This window comes from Shewanella halifaxensis HAW-EB4, assembly GCF_000019185.1.
Taxonomy (GTDB): domain Bacteria; phylum Pseudomonadota; class Gammaproteobacteria; order Enterobacterales; family Shewanellaceae; genus Shewanella; species Shewanella halifaxensis.
On record NC_010334.1, the window covers coordinates 82,680 to 99,688 of the forward strand.

Consider the following 17,009-nt stretch of genomic DNA (forward strand, 5'->3'; position numbering starts at 1 on the left):
CAAATTGAACGAGGTAGTACCGATGGATAAGAGACACGATCCAAGCCGCCGCATCATCGCGCCGACAGGAACAAAGCTAAGCTGTAAGAGCTGGTTAACTGAAGCACCGATGCGGATGTTGATGAACAATCTGCATCCTGATGTTGCTGAGCGTCCTGAAGACCTCGTGGTTTACGGTGGTATCGGCCGTGCTGCACGTGACTGGGAATGCTACGACAAAATTGTTGAAGTATTGCAGCGTCTTGAAGATGATGAAACGCTGATGGTGCAATCGGGCAAACCAGTTGGAGTATTTAAGACTCACAGCAATGCGCCACGGGTGATTATTGCTAACTCTAATCTAGTACCACACTGGGCAAACTGGGAACACTTTAACGAACTCGATAAAAAGGGTTTGGCCATGTACGGCCAGATGACGGCAGGTTCGTGGATCTACATCGGCTCGCAAGGTATCGTGCAGGGCACCTACGAGACTTTTGTGGCGATGGCTAAGCAACACTTTAATGGTGTATCTGCTGGCAAGTGGATCTTAACCGGCGGTCTTGGCGGTATGGGCGGTGCGCAACCTCTTGCGGGTACCATGGCGGGTTACTCGGTACTCACTTGTGAAGTGGACGAAACCCGTATCGATTTCCGTCTTCGTACAAAATATGTTGATAAAAAAGCGACTTCACTCGATGAAGCCTTGGCAATGATTGAAGAAGCCAACAACAGCGGCAAGCCGGTATCTGTGGGACTATTAGCCAACGCAGCCGATGTGTTTGCCGAGCTGGTGGAACGAGGTATAACCCCTGATGTGGTGACCGACCAAACCTCTGCTCACGATCCGCTAAATGGCTACCTGCCACAGGGCTGGACGCTAGAATATGCAGCCGAGATGCGTAAAAAAGATGAGGCGGCTGTAGTTAAGGCGGCTAAGCAGTCGATGGCGGTACAGGTTAAGGCGATGCTAGCATTGCAAGCTGCTGGCGCGGCGACCACCGACTACGGTAACAACATTCGTCAGATGGCATTTGAAGAGGGGGTTGAGAATGCATTCGACTTCCCGGGCTTCGTACCGGCTTATGTACGCCCACTATTCTGCGAAGGTATTGGCCCTTTCCGCTGGGTAGCACTGTCTGGCGACCCTGAAGATATCTACAAGACCGATGCCAAGGTAAAAGAGCTTATTCCTGATAACCCGCAGCTACACAACTGGCTCGATATGGCGCGCGAGCGTATCGCCTTCCAAGGTCTGCCATCACGGATCTGTTGGGTGGGTCTAAAAGACCGTGCGCGTTTGGCATTAGCCTTTAACGAAATGGTTAAAAATGGCGAGCTTTCAGCGCCAATCGTGATTGGTCGCGATCACTTAGACTCAGGCTCAGTTGCCAGCCCTAACCGCGAAACCGAATCAATGCTCGATGGCTCTGATGCGGTATCGGATTGGCCATTGATGAATGCTCTGCTTAACACCGCAAGTGGCGCAACTTGGGTGTCGTTGCATCACGGCGGTGGTGTTGGTATGGGCTTTAGCCAGCACTCAGGTGTGGTGATTGTGGCCGATGGCACCGACGACGCGGCAGTGCGCCTCGGTCGCGTACTGTGGAATGATCCGGCTACCGGCGTGATGCGTCACGCTGATGCGGGTTACGATATCGCTAAAAATTGTGCAAAAGAGCAGGGTCTAGACCTGCCAATGCTATAAAAAGAATAAGAGGCATTAACATGAGTCATTTAGTATTAACTCCGGGTACGTTAACCCTGGCGCAAATCCGTGAAATTAGCCGTGGCAAGGTGACATTAGAGCTGGCTGAGAGTGCGATCGCCGATATCAATACCAGTGCAGGTTTAGTACAGCAGGTATTGGATGAAGGCCGCACGGTTTACGGCATCAACACTGGCTTTGGCTTATTAGCCAACACTAAGATTGCCGCCGAGGATTTACAGCTGCTGCAGCGCTCGATTGTACTGTCCCATGCGGCAGGTACAGGTAAGCACATGAGCGATGAAACCGTGCGCTTGATGATGGTATTGAAGATTAACTCACTGAGCCGTGGATTCTCCGGTATTCGTTTAGAGGTGATCAACTTCCTGATTAAGCTGGTTAACGCGGGTGTCTATCCATGTGTACCAGAGAAAGGCTCTGTCGGCGCATCGGGCGACTTAGCACCGCTATCACATATGTGTTTGCCACTACTTGGTGAAGGTGAGATGAGCTACCAAGGTCAGCTGATTAGCGCGGCTGAAGGTCTTGAAATCGCGGGCCTTAAGCCAATCGAATTGGCGGCGAAAGAAGGCTTAGCACTACTTAACGGTACTCAGGCATCGACGGCTTTAGCACTCGAAGGTTTGTTTAATGCTGAAGATCTATTTGCCGCAAGCTCAGTGATTGGTGCCATGAGTGTTGAGGCGGCAATGGGCAGTCGTAGCCCGTTTGATCTTCGTATCCATGCGGCTCGTGGTCAGAAAGGTCAGATCGATTCGGCGGCCGTGTTCCGTCATCTGCTCGGGGATGAGTCTGAGATCAGTCTCGCTCACCTTAACTGTGAAAAGGTGCAAGATCCTTACTCACTACGTTGTCAGCCACAGGTGCTCGGTGCCTGTTTAACCCAAATTCGCCATGTGGCCGAGGTATTAGGCACAGAAGCGAATGGCGTCACCGATAACCCATTGGTGTTCCAAGATACGGGCGATATTATCTCTGGCGGTAACTTCCATGCCGAGCCTGTTGCTATGGCGGCGGATAACTTGGCAATTGCTATCGCAGAACTTGGCTCTATTGCCGAGCGTCGTATAGCGCTATTGATTGACTCGAACCTATCGAAGCTACCCCCATTCTTGGTTGAGAACGGCGGGGTCAACTCAGGCTTTATGATTGCCCAGGTGACGGCTGCGGCATTGGCATCAGAGAACAAGACCTATGCGCACCCTGCGTCAGTCGATAGCTTACCAACTTCGGCGAACCAAGAAGACCATGTGTCTATGGCCACCTTTGCGGCGCGCCGTCTACGTGACATGTCTGAAAACACTCGTGGAGTGCTGGCGGTTGAATTGTTGGCAGCGGCGCAAGGTTTGGATTTCCGTGCACCACTGCAACCCGCGCTTGCGGTTGCACGGGCTAAGGGCGAGTTGCGTGAGCTGGTGGCCTACTATGATAAGGACCGTTTCTTCGGCCCAGATATCGAGGCGGCAACGGGCCTTTTGCTTACAGCCAGTTTTAATGCTTACCTGCCAGCAGATATCTTACCTAGCCTATAGGTAGTATGGGTTAAGTAAGCAGATAGTAAAAAGGGCCCTAAGGCCCTTTTTGTCTTAAAGGGCATATGTTAGCGTTTAATGCTCAGTACCTGCGTATATCCACATAGGCTCTGTTTTACCTGCACGCTCGAAGCCTAGAGCCTTGTAAAACTCGACGGCATCGCCATCAGCGGTAAGCATTTGTTGGTGAAAACCGCAGTAGACAGACTGCATCGCAGCCATCATCTTGCGGCCGATACCTTTACCATGTAGAGATGGATGAACGAGCATGTGAGAATAATACACAACGAGATGGCCGTCAGAGATGGCGTTGCCGATCCCCACCAATTTACCCTCATAGCGTGCCGTAACAAGTGTATGAGAGTTGCGAAGCGCAAGGATTAACAGATCGGGCTTATCCGCTGAAGACCACTCATTTGCTTGATAGAGTTCAATCGTTTCGGTTTCTTCTATGAGGCCGTTGAGTTCAATTTGAAAGTCCATATCTACTTCGATCCTGATTGTGTATCGCCATCATTGGGGGCTTTTCATGGATTAGCTAAAAAGGTGTAGCACAGTGGAAGCTAATTCATCGTTAAATTGCTCTGCTTTAACAGTGGGTTACACATGCGTTTAACCGTGCTGCTGAGCTTGAATATTACTTTACAGAAAGAAGCCTAATCAATTAAAAATTATCTTTTTTGCCTTAATCTAGCGGGCTCCTTTGCTGCCTGATAGTTTTAATCTCAGCTATAGAAGTTACTGATTTTGGGAGCAAATGCTCGGTAGTCAAATGAGTTTTTCGATACTATTTAGCAAAGGCTATATCTAAATTAGGTGAAGTTATAATGCTTGCGGATTCGAAAATTAAGATTCGTCAAATTGAAGCGTTTCGCTGCTTTATGTTGTCAGGCACGGTAACGGGAGCTGCCGAACTCCTGTATATCTCTCAACCTGCAGTGAGTCGATTGTTGTCCGAGCTTGAGTATCGTGTCGGTTTTCCACTTTTTATCCGTACACACAATAAGTTAGAGGCGACACCTGAGGCCAAGCTGTTCTATAAGGATGTTAACCGAGTATTTGTGGGCATGAACAGTTTAACCTCTTCGGCTGATGCCATCGCCCGTAATAATCAGGGGCGATTGCGTATCGGAGTCATGCCTATCTGCTCTAACAGCTTTATGCCCGATGTGATTGCGGCGTTTTTAAGCTTGCACCCTAATGTATCGATTGAGCTGGAGTCGGCATCGAGAATTCAGTTATTGGAGATGGTACGAAGTCATAGAATCGATATCGCGATAACGACTAACGTTGAAGCGGATGAAGATGAGTTCAGCTGTCGCTTTCTGCGCAGACACCGAGCGGTGGTCTTGCTTCATGAGGGGCACCCATTAGCACAAAAAAGCTCACTCTCACCGATCGATCTGAAACATGAACGCTTTATGACCTTGGCTTATGGCAGCCCGTTTCGAACCCGAGTCGAAGATGCATTTCTTAAGCAGAGTGTTAAGCGTAATATTATCCTCGAAGCGAGAGAGCAAAGTACGCTATTTCAGTTGGTAAGAAAGGGAGTTGGCATCGCAATTTTAGATCCTTTCGTACTGCACTCAGGAGCTGATGGCATTGTGAGTCGTCCATTTGAGCCTGTAACTGAGTGGGAATACCACGTGGTTCAGGCAAAAGGCATCCAGACTCCTAGAATGGTGAATGCTTTTCTAGACATCTTATTTGAGTATTTTGAAAGCCCCTCGCTGAATAAAGAGCCTGACCGTTAATTTTAAAATGGAAAAACAATTAAAAAAATACCGCAGCATGCTGCGGTATTTTTTGGGGGATTCGCGGGTCATTGAATTCTGATTAGCTTCTTACTGCAATCGCTTCGATTTCAATCTGTGCATCTTTAGGTAGACGGGCAACCTCTACACATGAACGAGCTGGGTAACTTGCACCAAGCTGATCGAAGAAGTTTTGATAAACTTCATTCACGATTGGGAAGTTGTTCAAGTCTTTAACGAAAACCGTCATCTTGAACACGTTTGCCATAGTCAGACCCGCAGACTCTACGATAGCCTGAACGTTCTTTAGTGACTGTAGTGCCTGCTCTGCAACATCTGCAGACATCTCACCAGTAGCTGGGTCGATTGGTAGTTGGCCAGAAGTAAAGATCATGCTGCCTAGATCGACACCTTGAACATATGGGCCGATAGCTGCAGGTGCTGATTCAGTGTTAAGTGCTTTAGTCATTTCTATTTCCTGTTTTTATCTGTGACGGACTACGCCGCCACAGTTATTGTTATTCGTTTATTGTATTAGTTGCAATTAGGCTGGCTGTACTTGAGCTTGGGGTTGAGCCTGTTTGCCGTAGCGCTTCCAACCCGTGATGATAGAGAACATCATTACACCCAGTAGGGCCCATGGGTAAGGTGCCATAAAGCTGATCGATGCACTCGGAACCGCTAAGCCAGAAGAGATAGCTGAGGTTTCGATTGCCGAGTACCAGACCATCACCGCAAGACACCAAGGCATCATGTAGAAGATTGAACACACAGAGGCACTCATTAGGTTGGCGCGACGCTCAGGGGTAATGTTGTTCTTCTCACCTAGTGGCTTGACTAGAGTCGGGCCAACGAGTAGCTGAGACGGTGCATTCGAGCTCACCAATAGTGACGACACTGATGTTGAGTAGAACATCAAGAGCTCGGTGCTACGGGTACTATTTGAAACGCGTTCTGTGATGAACTTGAGAATGTCATCCATGATGCCGCTATTCATGAAGATCTTAATAACGCCCAAAATTAGGATTACGAATACGACCGCACCAGTTACACCGGCAATAGCGTCTTCGATGATACCGTTAGAGACGCCGCGCTGAGATGGAACGGTGAATAGATCCGAAATCGCGAAGGCACCGATGCCGAGTCCAACAACGGCTGCAACAAGGATACCGTAGCTTAGGGCTTCTAACAGGTGGCGACCTTTTAGGGCGAAGAACACAACGGCAGCAACAGAGAGCAACATTAGTAGGCTTTCTGGGCGGGCGCTATCACCGCTTTGGGTGGCCGCTTCGACTAGGCCATCACCTTGACCAAAGAATACCAAGGCGACGAGTGCTATAGCTCCGGCAGTCAGTGATAGCGGCATACGTTGGCGAACCGTGGCGCCAAAGTCGGCTCCCTGTGTGGTACAGCCTACGATGGTAGTATCGGAAATTGGCGCAATGTTATCGCCAAATACGGCACCAGACAGTAGAGCAAGAGCAACAAAAGCTGGATCTGCGCCTAGGTAAACACCGGCTGGGAATAGGATAGGAGCAAGGGCTAAGTTGGCACCGTTTGACGAGCCAGTACCCATGGCGAAGATGGCAGTAGACATGAACACGATAATAAGGAACATGCTGCCCTGAATACCGGTCGACATACCAAACCAAAGAATACCGTCGACTAGGCCACCGGCCTTCATTAACGAGCCGAGTACGGCGGCGAAGATCCAGGCTGTGATCACCACAACACCAGTTTTATCAGCAATACCGTCTAAAATCGACTGAAAATAGTCACGTTTACTCTTAACTAGGAACATACCTAAAATAATGGCGATAAAGCCAGGTGCCCATGCGGCTTTAGGGCCACCAACACCATTAAAGGTAAGCAGTAACATCAGACCGACCATGGTCAACAGTGGAACCATTCCACCGATTTTTCCTATATGAAACTCAAGCTTTGTTGACTGAGACATAATAGATTCTACCTATTCCTTCGTCATCGCTGCAGGGGTAGCCTGTTGGGACGAGGAATATAAAGTTTGGCCAAAATGCCTGAGAAAACTCTCAGGCATGTTTTTTTTATTTTGTTTTTACTTATTGGCAATCAGTTCAGGGTAGCCGAATAGGGCTGGTGTACCACCTGTATGTAAAAATACGACGTTCTGATCTTTAGTGAATTGACCGTCGCGGATCATGCCGATCATGCCGGCCATGCTCTTCGCTGTGTAGGTAGGGTCTAATAATATCCCTTCTTCATGACCTAAAATCTCGATTGCTTCATGAACTTCAGTCGTCAATTGGCCATATCCAGGGCCTAGAACCCAATCTTCACACTTAACTAAGTCGTGAGTGGCTTTATTCTCGTCTACACCAAGTAGTTGTAGCACTTTGCGAGTTTTAACTAATACGCGCTCGAACTGAGCCACCTTGTCACGGCGAACGCAGAAACCGTATACTGGGATATCGCTGTTTAGGGCGATCAAACCTGCTAATACACCGGCGTGAGTGTTTGCAGAACCCGTTGGTAGTACGATGGCATCGATCTTCATACCGGTCGCTTGTGCTTGAAGTAATAACTCCTCAACGCAATCTACATAACCGAGTGCGCCCCACGGTGTCTTACCCACAGCACCTAGCGGAATAACGAAAGGCTTATAGCCTTCTGTCACTAGCTCGTCGGCTCGGTCATACATCACCTGATCGGCACCGTTCTCATCTTCACCCTCTGGGTAAACATGGATTTTTGCACCCATCAACTTATCTAAGAATGGATTACCGCTGTTTTCATATTCAGGTAGTCTGCCATCGACGCGGTGCTCTAGCTGTACTTCAACATGCCAGCCCATCTTACGTGCCGCAGCTACCGTCATACGAACGTGGTTAGATTGAACTGCACCAGTAGTAAGCAGGGCATTACAGCCGTCAGCTTGTGCCTTACCTACATAAAACTCTAATTGACGAGCCTTGTTACCACCCATGGCTAAACCTGTCGCATCGTCACGTTTAATCCATAATTTAGGACCATCGAATTTCTTGGTCATATTAGCCATAAATTCGAAAGGTGTTGGTGTATGAGCTAATTTAGCTTTTGGGTATTTATCTGTAAGCATTTTTGATTCCTTTATATTAATTTATTCTTGTATCAATATTTATAAGAATGGCTTTTGTATTTGGTTATGTTTTTATACTTTAATTTTGTAACTTATATGTTTAGTAGGATGTTTACGCCGCTACCAAATAAAACGAAGAGTGTTATTTTTTTAAATAATTCCTGATTAATAAACTTAGATATGTAATCACCGAAAAATGCACCTGCGAAAGTCGCTGGAATTAACATCATGGATGTTTTAAAAGTGTCTGCTCCAATACCCACAAAAGACGCTTGTAGGCCTAAAGCCACTATGTAAGAAAAAGTTGAACAGGTGATCACTGTGGCGCGGATCTGATCTTTAGTGAGCACGCTACGTGTTAGGTATGCCACTACAACCGGGCCTGGCATCGCCATTGCACTTGCCATCACACCAGACATAGTACCGACACCAAAACATGAACCTCTACCCATGTTGGCTGGGATAGTTTCATGACCTTTACGAGATTTAATCATCTCTATGATATTTTGAGTCGTGATCGCAATAATAAGTAGAGCGACAGAAATTTTAAGTGCAGTAAGGTCGAAATTACTGAATATAATAATGCCGATAGGGTAGCCGAGGGCACAGCCGAGCATTATTTTTTTTACTAAATCCATTGGTGCTATTTTACGGATTTTAATCCAGTGAACTAGCGACATGGCTAAGGTTAATATAATGACAATTTGAACTGCAGAATTAGATTGTAATAAAACAAGTAAAATACTAACGCCAATTAATCCAAATCCGAATCCTGTTGCAGCCTGTAGTGTTGCTGCGAAAAACACTGTCATTAATAATAATGAGAGTTCCATGAGTTAACCAAAATAATATATTTAATCTATGGATGGATTATATGTTTATGACCCCTATTTGGGTCAATTGACTAAATATTTATCAGCTATAACTAAATGTTATGCTAAAAACTAGGCTAGGCTACATTTGATGGAAAAAGTCGATCCAGATCGATAGTTCCCCACTTTTTACAAGGCGCTTAAACGAAAAAAGCCACAAGGAGGTTACCCTTGCGGCTGTCTTTAAACCTGTTTTGTGAGATTACATTCTTGAATCCATCTCACCGATTTTTAGGCTCATCAACTCTTTAGTCCACTGGGCTTTGTCGATGCCTTCAATCCAGAAGGTACGACTTTCACGAGTCTGGCCTTTACGTAGGTAAGAGTCCGGCATTCTGAAAATTGCTTGCCATACCTTGATGGTTTCTTTGTCAATTAGTGCACCGGAGTCGGCAAACAGACTGACCTCTAGCTCGATCATCACGTAGTGTTCTGGACTGGTGCTGCTAAGCTCAAAAGTTAGCCCAAGACGACCATCATCATCCCACTGACTGTTAAGCAAGCTAACCTTTACACCACTTTTGGCCGTCGACTTTAAAAGTTCTGCTTGGGCTATCGCTGTTGAGGTCAGAGTTTCGATATTAGCCGGTAGCGTCGTAGGAACGGCTTCGACTTTTGCTAGCGCTTCAGTTTCTACCGGAGCAGTGCTTGCAGCTACAGCGACTGTACTGACAGTTGCTGGTAAGGTGACTGGCACCGCGGTATCGGGTTTGGTTTGGCTCTCAAGAATGACATATTCCCAATTAAAGTCGTCGTTGAGTTTGACCGTGGCACCGTTTTCTAAGGTGACGCGCGCCACTTCTCCAGCTATTGCTGGGATAGAAAATAGTAATAATGCAATCGAGATGTAGGTACGCAGAGCTTTATACATGGGAAATAACCTGTTTAAGTTGATTGCCTTAGCATAGACAAAGTCGTGCGGGATTAATACAGGTGTTAGTCAGAATAAGACGTAGTTATCATCGGAGCTGAAAGGGGTCGCTGGGTTTAGTGAACGTAAAACACCAACCCTAAGTTAGGGTTAGGTTGGTGTCAGTAAAGCGAGTGCTTAATTAAGCTTTTGGTGCAAAGTCAGCAGAAGCTAGACGGTGAGCCGTGTAGATGGCTTCTCCATCACTTTCAGCGTCAAAAATGACTGTGACATCTGGAGAGAAGAGTAATACGTCACCGACTTCAGCTACATACTTAATGTTATCAGTGTCACGTACGACGATCTTTCCTTTGGTGATCACCTTATATTCTACAGAATCATAGAAGTACTCAAATTCAGTGCCCGGTGCCATCGTAAAGTGGCCAATAGTGAGGGCATTGCTGTTGTTAGTGACACTAACTTCAGCCATATCACTCTTTAGGTTTTCGATGTTTAATAACTGACTTAAATCATTAAGTGCGAAAGAGCCTGATTTGATCAGGGTAATTTTGTTGCTTTGACTGGTTAGGGTTGTCATAGGGATCCTAGAATAATGAATGAGGGGAAATGCAGATTTCCCTTCATTGTTACTTGTGAGCTAACGTATTGATTGCTTTAAGATCGGATTACAAACGCGCTCTAAAGATAGTGATAATTTCTTCAAGACTCGCTTTGCGTGGGTTAGTTAAAGAACAAGCATCGTTTAGCGCGTTTTGCGCCATGAATGCGAGTTTCTCTTCAGTAACACCTAAGTCACTTAGACGTTGTGCCGTGCCGACTTGACGAGATAGTGCTTCAATTGCCTCTATACCCGCTTCAATAGCTTGAGCCTGTGTCATTGCTGACACATCAACACCCATAGCTTTAGCGATATCAACAAAGCGTGCTGGTGTTGCTACAGCGTTGAAGCGTGAGACTTCTGGAAGAAGAATTGCGTTACATAGACCGTGTACTAAGTCGTAAACTCCGCCTAACTGATGCGCCATAGAGTGAACATAACCTAGTGAAGCGTTAGAAAACGCCATACCCGCAAGGTATTCACCGTATTGCATTGCATCACGTGCTTTGCGGTCTTCACCATTTTCAACTGCGGTGGTTAAGTTTTGTGAGATTAACTCAATCGCCTTGATTGCCGATGCATCGGTGATAGGTGTTGCCGCAGTAGAAACATAGGCTTCAATAGCGTGTGTTAACGCATCCATACCTGTGGCTGCAGTTAAGAACTTAGGCATAGCAACCATGAGCTCAGAATCGTTAACAGCAATGATCGGTGTAAAATGCTTATCTACAACAGGGTATTTAGTTTCGTCAGCTTCGTTAGTGATGATGGCAAATACTGTCATTTCAGAAGCCGTACCAGCAGTCGTGTTAATTGTGACTAGTGGAAGTTGTGGTTTCTTAGATGTGTGCACACCTTTTGAATAGTCACGAATATGACCACCATTAGCGGCAACTAAGGCGACACCTTTTGCTGCATCGTGTGATGAGCCGCCACCAAATGAAATAACGAAGTCACAGTTTTCTTGATTCAATAAAGCAAGACCGTCTTCGATATTTTTCTCTGTTGGATTTGGCTTAACACCGTCATAAATCGCAAAGTCAATATTGTGTGCCTTAAGCTCATCAGTTAGACGATTAACGAGTCCGATTTCAACTAGCACGCTGTCTGTCACGATAAGCGCTTTTGTGAGTTCTTTGCTTGTAAGTTCAGAACCGAGTGACTGTATTGCGTTTTGGCCCATGAGGGTCATTGGAGGCATGTAAAATACGCTGCTCATAATGTTTTCCTAAAGTTTATAAATCAAAGTTTTAAATGAAAAATTAAATGGGTTGAGAATATAAAAATGATCTATGAATATTTGAGGGTGACTTGCCTGCTCTCAATCGATGGAGCAAGTTTACTCTTTGCAAGTGAAATGATAATTGGGCTTAATTGAAAATGATTTTTACGAAATAGTAATAATGTGTGGTGAGAAACTGCACTTTACTAACAAGGCTAAATGGTATGTCGAGCCACAGGTGTTTAAGAAGATTTAGCTTTATTACAATGTTGCGGCGATAGTGTCAGGTAGGGGATTACAGAGGGCGCCAGTCGCGAAAATATCGCAATAGCGTCCACTGGTATAGGGCAGTGTTTTTAGCGATAACAATGTAACGTTACATAGAGTAACCGATACTAAATACCGCCGATTCTGTCGCCGAGTTATAGCCAGCGCCTAGTATAAGATGTTTTCCTATTACGTAACGTATACCGATTTCGCCGCCCCATGTGGTACCTTTCTCCGTTTCCCAAACGGGCTCTGCACCGACAACATAAGGCACAATATTGGTCGTTGAAGAGTATTCGGTAATATAGGCGGTCGCACCGCCATAGAGGCTCAAATCCCCCGTTAACGTGTAACTAATACCAAAGCGCCATAGAGAGTCTTGGGTATAGGCTTCACCTGGTGGCTCAACATAAACGTCTTCCTTTTTACTCTGGGCATAGCCTATGTAATACCCCCAGTCGGCGTAGTCACGGTCATAATGACGAGGAGCAAAGGTAATGCCATACATATCTTCTGCGGCGGGAATATAGTCTACGGTTACAGCCATCACTGGGGCGGGCTTAGTATCGGGTTCTAGACTGAAGTCATTTGCTACGGCGTTTAAACTGGTAAGCGTAATTAGACTGGCTATCAAGTATCGAATCATCGTTCCCTCAATAAAATGGCTTGCTGATGGTGATAGATTGTTCTAAATCTTTGGTTTACAGTCAACTAACAGTGCTAAAATGATTGATACAATAGAGGTTTGTGATGCCTTTGTTTCAACCTTTAGTTGTTTATGTTGGATCTATTTTAATTCGTTGAGTGCTCCCTTGAGCGCGAAAATATTGGAGAATAGCTTTGGATCAGGAATTACGCGCTGCGATTGCTCAGTGGTTAACTAATATTGGTATCGACACTCAGCCATCTGATGGTGTTTCGATTACGATTATGCTGTTTGCATGTTTTGTGGTGGCATTTATCGGGTATTTCTTCGTAAAACGTGGTGTCGTGACCACGATGAATCTAGTTATCCTGCGCTCTAAAGCTCATTGGGATGACATTTTCATGCGTCATCAAGTATTGGAGAAGATGGCCGTACTTGTCCCCGTTATTATCTTGAATATTCTGTTGCCGTTAGCCTTGTATGATCACACTGTTCTTAGCAGCCTGACTGATCGACTACTAGACGTCACTATCGTGGTGTTATTTATCCGTACTATTTACAGCGCCTTAGATGCCGCTAATGAGATTGCGGATTATAACTTAGTCAGTCGAAGGTTGCCGATCAAGAGCTTTGTGCAGCTAGCTAAACTGTTCATGTTCTTTGTGGCCATCATCATCTCTATTTCAGTTTTGGCAGACCAATCACCCGTCTATTTTCTAAGCGGTTTAGGTGTCGCGACTGGTTTAGTCATGTTGGTATTTAGAGATACTATCTTAGGCTTCGTTGCGGGTATTCAGTTGGCGGCTAATCGCATGGTGAGTCCTGGAGACTGGATCGAGATGGATAACTTCGGTGCCAACGGTACCGTCGAAGAGGTGTCGTTAACCACAGTTAAAGTGCGTAACTTCGACCAAACCCTGACCATGCTTCCTGCCTATTCTTTAACTTCAGGGTCCTTTAGAAACTGGCGTGGCATGTCTGAATCAGGCGGTCGACGGATTAAGCGCGCGATACAAATTGATATTCAATCGGTGCGTTTTTTAACTGAAGACGATATGCGCAGCTTAAACAAGATCAATCACCTTAAAGACTATTTCTCTGCGAAATCGGCGGAGATCATTACATATAATGCCCATGTTGAAGATGCGGATATGTACGTGAATAGCCGTCATTTGACCAATATCGGTACCTTTAGAGCCTATATCCAGGAGTACTTAACTCAGCACGATAAGATCCGTAAAGACATGACACTGATGGTGCGCCAACTTGCACCAACCGAACTGGGTGTACCTATTGAGCTCTATATCTTTACTAACGATACACGCTGGGAGTTTTACGAGGGCATTCAAGCTGATATTTTCGATCACCTCTTTGCGATATTGCCAGAGTTTGATCTTAGGGTATTCCAAGGGCCAACAGGGGCTGATGTGCGTAGCTTGAAGCATTAGTGCGGTGATTGGTATAAGAAGCCAGCTTGAAAGCTGGCTTTTATTTTCAGGCTTGAATCACCTATTTCAGTAGCGAGTTATCATCAATTAGGCTTTGCCTGCTCAGAAAGTCGTTATTTAAATTTTTTACCTATTGAAAGCTAGTTCTCGCGGCTTACCAAGATAGCGGCTAATGCCACAAATACCCCTCCACTGGTTCTGTCGAACCAATGCAGCTTGTTGCTCGCCTTTAATTTTGGTGCCAATACATTCGCCATGCTGGCGTAGATCATCACAAAGCTGAAATCCACTACCGCCCAAGTTGCAGCCAAGATGGCTAACTGTGGGCCTTGAGGCGCACTGATGTCGATAAACTGAGGAAACAGCGCAGCAAAAAATAGCAGATCTTTAGGGTTGCTGATCCCAACGAGAAAGGCTTGCTTGAATAGTTGCTTAGGTGTGCCCTTGCCTTCGGTGGTTTTTAGTTGCAGCCCTTTGCCATCACCTTTAGTGAGCAGTAATTTTATGCCCAGAAACAGCAGGTAAGCTGCGCCACACCATTTTAATACCGTAAAGCCATATTCTGTTGCACTTAGCAGTGCACCTAAGCCCGCAGCCGATGCCATCATTAATATCAATGCTGAAGTCACACTGCCAAATGCAGTGGCTATGCTGCGGCTCTTACCATAATGAATGCCGTGACCCATAGACAATACAGCCATGGTGCCTGGAGACACTGCAATTAACAAAATGGCAAACAGGTAGAGTAACCAAGTATCAAAGCTCATAGATTTTATACAATTTAAAATGACTGGCAGCACTATAGCCGCCAGACATTATTTAGGCAATCTAGACTGAAATAAAGTCAGCAATGAGCCTAGCCTTTAATTAGGCCGTATAGTCAGGAATGGCCTTAGGGTGACGGCCTTGGATTGAGCGATAAAAGTCGATGATCTCATTCATTTCTTGTCGGATGTCGCCAGTGGGCACCTTGCCTTCGGCAATCACTATGGTCTTGCTGCCGAAATCGAGTCCAACGGTGATGATCGGCACTTGAGCTTTATTGGCGATATGATAAAAACCTGTTTTCCAGCGAGACACTGGGCTACGGGTGCCTTCAGGGGCCAGAGCTAGGCGAAAATGGGGGTTAGTTTTAAATAGATCTGCCACCGCATCGACCAAATTATTGCTTTTACGTCTATCGACAGGTGTGCCACCAATCGCGCGGAAAAACCAGCCCCAAGGTGGAATAAACAGTTGGTGTTTGCCCAAGAAGTTTACTTGTACGCCGAGGGCACCACGGGCGATAACGCCAATGATGAAGTCCCAGTTGCTGGTATGCGGCGCAACAATGGCAATAAATTGTTTATCTTTTGGCAGCTCGCCGGATATTTTCCAGCCGATGAGTTTTAGCAGCCCTTTCCAAAATAATTGAAACATATAACGAAAACCTTCCGGCCTTTTTTTAAGAGTATTGATGTTTTCTGCAGCTTTAGCCAATCACTCGTTATGATTGGTTATAAGACCTCAGATAGAGATTTGGGGTATAGTACACCTAATAAAGCCCGATCGGAGAGTGGCAATGTTTAAAAAAGGATTAAGTGTCTTATTGTTGTGCTTGGCATTTAACGCTAATGCTGTACCAACGGATGATATTGCGAATATCTTGGCAGAACAAGAAGCTGCATGGAACCGCGGTGACTTGGATGCTTATATGCTGGGTTATTGGAATAACGACAAAATGCGTTTCGTATCCAATGGCAAATTTAGCTATGGCTGGGATAAAACTTTAGCAGCTTACAAGAAGCATTACCCCGATAAGGCGACCTTAGGAACGCTCACTTTCACGATCAAAGAAACCAAAATGCTCAGCAACTATGCGGCGATTGTTGTCGGACGCTGGTCACTAGAGCGAGCTAAAGATAACCCTAATGGTGTGTTTACTCTGTTGGTTGAGAAAATCGATGACCGCTGGGTGATCACTCACGACCATACCTCAGATTGATCCTGCTAGACTGAATTAATATGAGTAAAGTTAGACGAGCTAGAACAAAAGGAGCTTATATGGCGTTTATATTACCTGCAGCAGTACTGGTTATTGGTTCACTCTTTTTGATTGGGCATGCTGTGATAAATGAGCGTGACGCAAAAGATTAATGCTTTATAAGCTCATCTTACTATTGCATGAGCTAGCTGTAAGATGAGGCAAATAAATGGCTCGCAATAAAGCGAGTCTAACTTGCTGCCTCTATAACGAATTCATCTCGACCTAAGTTGCGCCCCTTGCCGTCATATCTCACTTCGGTGAAATGTATCTTGCCCTGCTTGTCTTTCAAAATGATGCTAGTCGAGCGAGTACCATACTCTTCATGTCGAATATAGACCGAAGACAGGTGTCTTTCCCATTCTAAGCTTACCCCTGTCTGGGGCAGCTCTTCATCCGGTGCCTGGGTGTTATCCATCATAATCGTAAGCAGAGCATCGACATCGGGAATAGGGTGGTTGCTAATATGCTGCTCTATTGCCTGAGTGCCTCGTGCCATTTTAGGCCAAATATCATCGAGAGCACCGTTACTGATGGAGTGAAACCCTGAGGTGAGTCGGGTTAATTTTTGCTTGCGGCTATCGAAGCACTGTAGTTGTTCTTCATCGCCAAAGAGTAAATTAAATGGGTTGTAGAAACGGCTATGGATCTGTAACCAGTCATGATTGAGAGCATCGTCTTCTAAGGCCTTTAATACCAGCTCTCCACGGCTTCTCATATCATTTTGGTTGAGTTCTGGTGCGCGGATATTGGTAAGCCCCGCTATCTTGCCTTGTTGATTCACTCCTAGCCAAGTCCCTCCAGCTTCTAGGTCTTTTCCGGCGACTAGCTTGTTTGAGGTTGGCCAAAAATGGGCGGCCTCTGTAGGGCGATGATGAAACTCATCGCGATTGGCACAGATGATTAATGGAAATTGTGGGTGAGTCTGCAACGCGACAAATAGGATGCACATAAACATAGCTCAAATCTAAGTC

The 17,009-nt window shown here is 45.8% G+C and carries 17 protein-coding genes; 5 read left to right on the forward strand and 12 right to left on the reverse strand.

The annotated features are described in order from the left end of the window. The first annotated feature begins 22 nt into the window (after positions 1 to 22). Entirely contained in the window at positions 23 to 1,687 is a 1,665-nt protein-coding gene (hutU, locus tag SHAL_RS00375; RefSeq protein WP_012275206.1) for a urocanate hydratase, read from the forward strand. Between the two features lie 20 nt (positions 1,688 to 1,707). Next, the gene (gene hutH / locus SHAL_RS00380; protein ID WP_012275207.1) at positions 1,708 to 3,240 is read left to right on the forward strand and encodes a histidine ammonia-lyase; all 1,533 of its coding nucleotides are present in this window, start codon (positions 1,708 to 1,710) and stop codon (positions 3,238 to 3,240) included. A gap of 75 nt (positions 3,241 to 3,315) precedes the next feature. Here hutH and SHAL_RS00385 read toward each other — a convergent pair whose 3' ends face one another. Continuing rightward, complete coding sequence (locus SHAL_RS00385; protein WP_012275208.1) at positions 3,316 to 3,723, reverse strand: GNAT family N-acetyltransferase; 408 nt, start codon at positions 3,721 to 3,723, stop codon at positions 3,316 to 3,318. Positions 3,724 to 4,067: 344 nt separating this feature from the next. Here SHAL_RS00385 and SHAL_RS00390 point away from each other — a divergent pair, with 344 nt between their 5' ends. After that, positions 4,068 to 4,994: a LysR substrate-binding domain-containing protein gene (locus SHAL_RS00390; protein ID WP_012275209.1), complete on the forward strand. Its 927-nt coding sequence runs from the start codon at positions 4,068 to 4,070 to the stop codon at positions 4,992 to 4,994. A gap of 82 nt (positions 4,995 to 5,076) precedes the next feature. On the opposite strand, the gene SHAL_RS00395 is transcribed toward SHAL_RS00390, so the two are convergent. The 8 genes from SHAL_RS00395 to SHAL_RS00430 all read right to left on the reverse strand — a co-directional run bounded on the left by SHAL_RS00395 (position 5,077) and on the right by SHAL_RS00430 (position 12,564). Further along, positions 5,077 to 5,463, reverse strand: a complete 387-nt coding sequence (locus SHAL_RS00395) for a RidA family protein (protein ID WP_012275210.1) — start codon at positions 5,461 to 5,463, stop codon at positions 5,077 to 5,079. Positions 5,464 to 5,538: 75 nt separating this feature from the next. Then, a complete protein-coding gene (locus SHAL_RS00400; RefSeq protein ID WP_012275211.1) occupies positions 5,539 to 6,951 on the reverse strand; it encodes a Na+/H+ antiporter NhaC family protein in 1,413 nt (470 codons plus the stop codon). A 117-nt stretch (positions 6,952 to 7,068) separates the two neighbouring features. Next, a complete protein-coding gene (locus tag SHAL_RS00405) occupies positions 7,069 to 8,088 on the reverse strand; it encodes a D-cysteine desulfhydrase family protein (protein WP_012275212.1) in 1,020 nt (339 codons plus the stop codon). A gap of 92 nt (positions 8,089 to 8,180) precedes the next feature. Continuing rightward, positions 8,181 to 8,921, reverse strand: coding sequence for a sulfite exporter TauE/SafE family protein (locus tag SHAL_RS00410; RefSeq protein WP_012275213.1), 741 nt, complete (start codon positions 8,919 to 8,921; stop codon positions 8,181 to 8,183). A 241-nt stretch (positions 8,922 to 9,162) separates the two neighbouring features. After that, entirely contained in the window at positions 9,163 to 9,831 is a 669-nt protein-coding gene (locus SHAL_RS00415; protein ID WP_012275214.1) for a DUF3157 family protein, read from the reverse strand. A 181-nt stretch (positions 9,832 to 10,012) separates the two neighbouring features. Beyond that, positions 10,013 to 10,408: a cupin domain-containing protein gene (locus tag SHAL_RS00420; RefSeq protein WP_012275215.1), complete on the reverse strand. Its 396-nt coding sequence runs from the start codon at positions 10,406 to 10,408 to the stop codon at positions 10,013 to 10,015. Positions 10,409 to 10,496: 88 nt separating this feature from the next. Next, a complete protein-coding gene (locus SHAL_RS00425) occupies positions 10,497 to 11,648 on the reverse strand; it encodes an iron-containing alcohol dehydrogenase (RefSeq protein ID WP_012275216.1) in 1,152 nt (383 codons plus the stop codon). A 379-nt stretch (positions 11,649 to 12,027) separates the two neighbouring features. Continuing rightward, positions 12,028 to 12,564: a hypothetical protein gene (locus SHAL_RS00430; RefSeq protein WP_012275217.1), complete on the reverse strand. Its 537-nt coding sequence runs from the start codon at positions 12,562 to 12,564 to the stop codon at positions 12,028 to 12,030. Between the two features lie 194 nt (positions 12,565 to 12,758). Between SHAL_RS00430 and SHAL_RS00435 the strand changes: the two genes are divergently transcribed. After that, a complete protein-coding gene (locus SHAL_RS00435; protein WP_012275218.1) occupies positions 12,759 to 14,012 on the forward strand; it encodes a mechanosensitive ion channel family protein in 1,254 nt (417 codons plus the stop codon). 140 nt (positions 14,013 to 14,152) lie between these two features. Here the strand turns inward: SHAL_RS00435 and SHAL_RS00440 are convergent, their stop codons facing one another. Both SHAL_RS00440 and SHAL_RS00445 read right to left on the reverse strand, forming a co-directional pair. Then, positions 14,153 to 14,779 (reverse strand): LysE family translocator, encoded by a 627-nt coding sequence (locus SHAL_RS00440; protein ID WP_012275219.1) that lies wholly within the window; start codon positions 14,777 to 14,779, stop codon positions 14,153 to 14,155. Positions 14,780 to 14,879: 100 nt separating this feature from the next. Beyond that, the gene (locus tag SHAL_RS00445) at positions 14,880 to 15,431 is read right to left on the reverse strand and encodes a lysophospholipid acyltransferase family protein (protein WP_012275220.1); all 552 of its coding nucleotides are present in this window, start codon (positions 15,429 to 15,431) and stop codon (positions 14,880 to 14,882) included. 142 nt (positions 15,432 to 15,573) lie between these two features. Here SHAL_RS00445 and SHAL_RS00450 point away from each other — a divergent pair, with 142 nt between their 5' ends. Further along, positions 15,574 to 15,996 (forward strand): YybH family protein, encoded by a 423-nt coding sequence (locus SHAL_RS00450; RefSeq protein ID WP_012275221.1) that lies wholly within the window; start codon positions 15,574 to 15,576, stop codon positions 15,994 to 15,996. 229 nt (positions 15,997 to 16,225) lie between these two features. On the opposite strand, the gene SHAL_RS00455 is transcribed toward SHAL_RS00450, so the two are convergent. Beyond that, positions 16,226 to 16,987 carry an NRDE family protein gene (locus SHAL_RS00455; RefSeq protein WP_041416186.1) on the reverse strand — a complete coding sequence of 254 codons (762 nt, stop codon included), beginning with the start codon at positions 16,985 to 16,987 and terminating at the stop codon, positions 16,226 to 16,228. Positions 16,988 to 17,009 lie beyond the last annotated feature (22 nt).